2 protein-coding genes are annotated in these 1,329 nt (G+C 68.8%); one reads left to right on the forward strand and one right to left on the reverse strand.

Annotated features, from left to right (window positions below; all coding sequences use genetic code 11):
• Positions 1-829 (forward strand): transposase (locus ABZT03_RS44580; RefSeq protein WP_356050069.1); only part of this gene is annotated, 829 nt, incomplete at its 5' end.
• Between the two features lie 212 nt (positions 830-1,041).
• Here ABZT03_RS44580 and ABZT03_RS44585 read toward each other — a convergent pair.
• On the reverse strand, positions 1,042-1,329 hold a 288-nt coding region (locus ABZT03_RS44585), incomplete at its 5' end, for a hypothetical protein (protein WP_356050071.1).

The raw sequence follows: 1,329 nt of genomic DNA on the forward strand, positions 1-1,329 counted from the left end.
CGGCTGGGTCGCATCCCTGCTTCCCGGGGCCGCCGGCCTGGTCGCGGACTCCGTGAACCTGATCAGGGCTCTGCTGGTGATGGGCCACGTCCTGCACGCGGACGAGACCACCACCCGCATCGGCAGCGTACGGCGCTGGCTGCATGTGGCCTGCACCGACTTCCTCACCCTGCTCCACCTCGCCCCGCGCTCGCGCGCCGGGGCGGACGCGGGCGGCGTGCTGCCGTACTACCGCGGCGTCCTGGTCCACGACTCGCTGTCCCTCTATGCCGGATACACCCACTGCGGCCACCAGTTGTGCGGCGCCCACCTGATCCGCGAACTGACCGCCGCCGAAGAGGACTTCCCCCACCAGAAGTGGCACCAGCAGATCCGGTGGGCCCTGGCCGGACTGAACACCCAAGCCCTGCGGGTACGCGCCGGCGAGACCGGCGAGATCGCCCCCGACGCCCTGCTGCTGCACCTGGACGCCTTCCACCGGGGCATCACGGTCGGGCTCTCCGAACACCCCAGGGCGCCGGGCCGCAAACAGTCCCCGGCCCGCAACCTGCTCGAACGCCTGCGGGACCAGGCCCACTCGATCCTGCACTTCGCCGACACCCCCCGGCATGTGCCCTTCACCAACAACTGCGGCGAGAGAGCACTCCGGCCGGTCAAGACCCAGCTGAAGATCTCCGGCTGCCACCAGTCCGAAAACGGTGCAACCGCCTGGCTCACCGTGCGCTCCTACCTCGACTCCGCCCGCAAACACGGGCTGAGCGCCTTCGAGGCCATCCACCGCGCCTTCACCGGCAACCTCTGGATGCCCCCGATCGAACAAGCCGCCTGACCAGAAAGCCTCACACACCGTCACCAGTCAGCCGCATTCCTTCTGAATGCATACGCCGCTGGCGCTTTCGGTGCAAGCTTTCTATCACCAGGTCGGCTCGGTGAACCTCACCGGATACAGTCACCGGTGGCCAGCAGGCTTCCGTCACCCTGCCGCTCGCCATACAAGCCGACGGCAAGCAGGACCGTCTATAGCGCCACCCTGCCCTGGTACTACAGCCGGAGATCTTGAGGGTGGGTGATCGGTGGGATCGGTCGTTGGTGGGCCCAGCCTTGTAGGTGGTGCGGGAGGGGGTCGCCGCGGCGCCGGTAGTGACTGATCATGGCCCGGGTCTGGTGCAGGCGGCGCCAGAACTCGCAGGTCAGGATGGTCTCTACGGGGTGGTGGGGGTTGAGTCGGGTGGCGGCCAGGCAGTGCCGGATGGTGTGGGCGGAGGGCCGCAGCAGCGGTCCGGGGATCAGCCGGTGGCCTCGCTCTCGGCCGTGGTCCGGGCTTTTCCC

The sequence above is a fragment of the Streptomyces sp. NPDC005574 genome (assembly GCF_040605435.1).
Classification (GTDB): domain Bacteria; phylum Actinomycetota; class Actinomycetes; order Streptomycetales; family Streptomycetaceae; genus Streptomyces.